This window comes from Thermomonas sp. (assembly GCF_020850895.1).
Classification (GTDB): Bacteria; Pseudomonadota; Gammaproteobacteria; order Xanthomonadales; family Xanthomonadaceae; genus Thermomonas.
On record NZ_JADZDS010000037.1, the window covers coordinates 1 to 3922 of the forward strand.

General features: G+C 65.6%; 3 protein-coding genes. 1 reads left to right on the plus strand and 2 read right to left on the minus strand.

The features are described 5' to 3' along the window. The coding region (locus IT472_RS03450) for an anhydro-N-acetylmuramic acid kinase (RefSeq protein WP_297178418.1) at positions 1-647 on the minus strand (647 nt) is incomplete at its 3' end. Between the two features lie 30 nt (positions 648-677). Further along, positions 678-2159, minus strand: coding sequence for a M23 family metallopeptidase (locus tag IT472_RS03455; protein ID WP_297178421.1), 1482 nt, complete (start codon positions 2157-2159; stop codon positions 678-680). Between the two features lie 176 nt (positions 2160-2335). Here IT472_RS03455 and tyrS point away from each other — a divergent pair, with 176 nt between their 5' ends. Next, positions 2336-3547 carry a tyrosine--tRNA ligase gene (tyrS, locus tag IT472_RS03460; protein ID WP_297178423.1) on the plus strand — a complete coding sequence of 404 codons (1212 nt, stop codon included), beginning with the start codon at positions 2336-2338 and terminating at the stop codon, positions 3545-3547. Positions 3548-3922: the final 375 nt, after the last annotated feature.

The window sequence follows — 3922 nt, forward strand, 5'->3', positions numbered from 1 at the left end:
CCCTCGTCAAAGCCCTGTCCGGTATGGCGCAGGCACCAGGCGTCCATCAGGCCATTGGCCGGGCCGGTATCGAAACCGCGCACCACGCCCTGCGCGGGCAGCAGGGTGAAATTGGCGATCCCGCCAAGATTCAGCACCGCGCGATCCTCGTTCGGTTCGTGCAAGACGGCGGCGTGGAAGGCCGGCACCAGCGGCGCGCCATGGCCACCTGCGGCGACATCGCGGCGCCGGAAATCCGCCACCACCTGCACGCCCGTGCGCTCGGCGATGACATTGCCATCGCCCAGTTGCAGGGTGAACGGCGCATCGCCCTGCGGACGATGGCGCAGGGTCTGGCCGTGCGATCCGATCGCGACGACGTCGCTCGCGGCAACGCCACTGGCGTGGATTGCGGCCTGTGCGGTATCGGCGAACGCGCGCGCGATGCGCACATCGAGCTCGCCGATCTCGTCCAGTGTCAACGATGACGCCTGCTGCCCCAGCGCCACCATACGTTCACGCAGCGCGGGTTCCCATGGAACGGTTCGGCCGAACACCAGCGTTGGCCGTGCATGTGCATGCGCACCTTCGAATTGCACCAGCGCCGCATCGATGCCGTCGGCGCTGGTGCCGGAGATCAGGCCGAGGTAGTAGCGCGCCGCCGTCATGCCGCGCAGTATCGCACCGACCGCGCGCGCTCAGCCCTTGCGGCGGGCGTTGCCGCGAGGCGCGGTTCGTGCCTGCGCCGTCACCACCGGCGCCGCCTGCTGCGCCGGCGGAGCGTCGGCGATCCGGCTGCCGTCATCGAGCTGGAACACCACGTCTTCCATCTCGCGGATCTTGTCCAGCGCGTGCCGCGTATCGGCCCGGAATGCCACCAGCGCGGCCCCGCTCAGCGGAGCCGGCGGCGGCAAGGTCATCTTCAGCGGATTGACGTGCACGCCGTTGAGACGGAACTCATAGTGCAGATGCGGGCCGGTGGCCAGGCCGGTGCTGCCGACGTAGCCGATCACCGCGCCTTGGGCAACGCTCTGGCCGATGCGGATGTTGGCGAAGCGCGACATGTGGCCGTACAGCGTGGTCCTGCCGCCGCCGTGGTCGAGGATGACCGCGTTGCCGTAACCGCCCTTGCGGCCAACGAAAGCCACCCGCGCATTGCCGGCGGCCATGATCGGGGTGCCGGTGCCGGCGGCGTAATCGATACCCATGTGGCCGCGCATCCGGCCAAGGATCGGATGCCGACGCATGCCGAAGCCGGAGCTGATCCGCGCGTAGGGAATCGGCATGCGGATGAACGGCCGCTTGAGCGAACGTCCGTCCGGGGTGAAGTATTCCGGCCGCCCGTCGCGCAGGAAACGGAACGCGCTCTTGATCCTGCCATCGACGGTGAATGCCGCCGCCAGCACCGGGCCGGTGTTGACCAGTTGGCCGTTCTTCCAGGTCTGGTCGACCACCACGCTGAAGCGGTCGTGCTCGTCCAGGTCGGAATCGAAGTCGATGTCGTACTTGAACATCTCGTCGGTGAGCTGGTTGAGTTGCGTGCTTCCCAGCCCAAGCGCGCGCGCGGAGGCGAACAGGGAGTCGCCCACTTCGCCGGTGAGCACCACGGTGCGGGTGGTGACTTCGACCGGAACGGCGCGCTCGCGCACGGCGTCAGCGGCGAACTCCAGTTCGATCGGGGTGTCGCCGACGCCGGCACCGGCTTCCAGGCGCATGGCGCGCACGCTGCCATCGGCAGGGAGGTTGAAGCTGAGTTGGGTGCCGGGGCGCAGGCGGCGCAGGGTCGGCTTGATGCGTGGATGCTGCATCACCCGGGCAAGCTGGCTGTAGGGAATGCCCAGTTCTTCGAACACGCCGCTGAGGGTTTGCCCCGGTTTGAGCTGCACGGTCTGCCAACGATCGCCGGTCGCCCTCGACGTGTCTGGTTTGGGCAAGGTCAGCGCGAGGGTCATGCGCTGCGCGCGCAGGTTCGTCGGCGCATCCAGCAGATTCGAAAACCCGGGGACGATTGCCACCAGCAAGGCTGCCATCGTGGTCAACACGCTGGCCTGTGCCCAATGCCGTCGCGTCCAGCGACCTGAGAACGTATGCGCAATCAAGCTGGAAACCGGGCGGTCTGCGTTGACGCGCGCGCGATCCAGATTCGTCCGACGTACGGCGTCGCGGGTCGAATCCGTCATATGATTCCCTACGTGCGCGCCCGAGGACGCCATGGCGAGCTACCTTAGTCGCGCCAGGAAGGTGCGTCAACCCGTTGAATCATCGAATGTTTTTACATTCTTCCGTTTAACGGGACGTTAACGTAAACCAGTCAAACATGAATGCGGCCTGCGTGCGCCGCCGGAGAAACGTGCCCGTGCCCGAACTGCAACAAGCCGTGGACCTGATCGCGCGTGGCAGCGACGAAATCCTCAAGCGCGACGAGCTCGAAGCCCGCCTCAAGCTTGGCCGCCCGCTGCGCATCAAGGCCGGCTTTGACCCCACCGCCCCCGATCTGCATATCGGGCATACCGTCCTGCTCAACAAGATGCGCCAGTTCCAGGATCTCGGGCACCAGGTCATCTTCCTGATTGGCGACTTCACCGGGATGATCGGTGACCCGACCGGCAAGAACATCACCCGCAAGCCGCTGACCCGCGAGGATGTGCTGGCCAATGCGCAGACCTATGCCGACCAGGTGTTCAAGGTGCTCGACCGGGAGCGCACCGAGGTGCGCTTCAACAGCGAGTGGTTCGGCGCGATGACAGCAGCGGACATGATCAAGCTTGCCGCGCAGCACACCGTGGCGCGCATGCTCGAGCGCGATGATTTCGCCAAGCGCTACGCCGCGCAGCAATCGATCGCCATCCATGAGTTCCTGTATCCCTTGGTGCAGGGTTACGACTCGGTGGCGCTCAAATGCGATGTCGAGCTCGGCGGCACCGACCAGAAGTTCAACCTGCTGATGGGGCGCGGCTTGCAGGAGCACCACGGGCAGCCGCCGCAGATCGTGTTGACCATGCCGCTGCTGGAAGGGCTCGACGGCGTCAACAAGATGAGCAAGTCGCTGGGTAACTACATCGGCATCAATGAGCCGGCGATCGATATCGTCACCAAGACGATGAAGATCGGCGACGCGTTGATGTGGCGCTGGATCGACCTGCTCAGCTTCGAGATCGGCATCGACGAGGCTGCGCGCCTGCGCGGCGAGGTCGAGGCGGGCATGAATCCGCGCGACATCAAGCTGCGTTTGGCGCGTGAGCTGGCGGCGCGTTTCCATGATGCGGCGCAGGCCGAGCAGGCCATCGCTGGCTGGCATGCCGCGGTGCGCGGCGAAGGCGATCTGTCGCAACTGCCGCTCAATGACGTGGTGGTACCGGCGGACGGGCTGCGCATCGCGGCGCTGCTGACGGCTGCGGGCATCACGCCCTCCAATGGCGAGGCCAATCGCAAGCTGAAGGAGCGCGCCGTGCGCGTCGATGGCGAAGTCTTCGAAGATGCGGCGCGCGTGTTCGCGCCGGGCTTCGAGGGTGTGCTGGCGGTGGGCAAGCGCAACTTCGCGCGGGTGCGGCTGGTGGCATCCAGCTGATCAACCGCGAGATGGATGGCTGAAGCTCGCACCAGCGCTTGCGCTCACGAACCGCATCAAGCGTCAAGACTGTTCAGCACGCGGGAAGGGGAGCAGACTGCGCGGCCCTGCTGAGTTGGCCTGCGCGGTTGGCTGGCGGGGCAGGAAAAAAGTCGCACGACGGGCGTTGACAGAGGTCAAAACGCGTGTATGATGGGCGGCTCCCTCGGGCTGAACGGTTTCGAGGATGGATGCGGCGCTGAGGCCGGTCCGAGGATCTTTGACAGTGTGCGCAGGTGACTTGTGCGGGCGTCTGGTAGTGGACGGTTGTCCAATTAGCAGACGTTCGATCAACACCATCAATTCAAAAGTATTCGTACGCAAGTACACGTACAG

Excerpts from the sequence above, each read along its gene's own strand:
- IT472_RS03455 (WP_297178421.1), bottom strand. The coding sequence starts at position 2,159 with ATGACGGATTCGACCCGCGACGCCGTACGTCGGACGAATCTGGATCGC.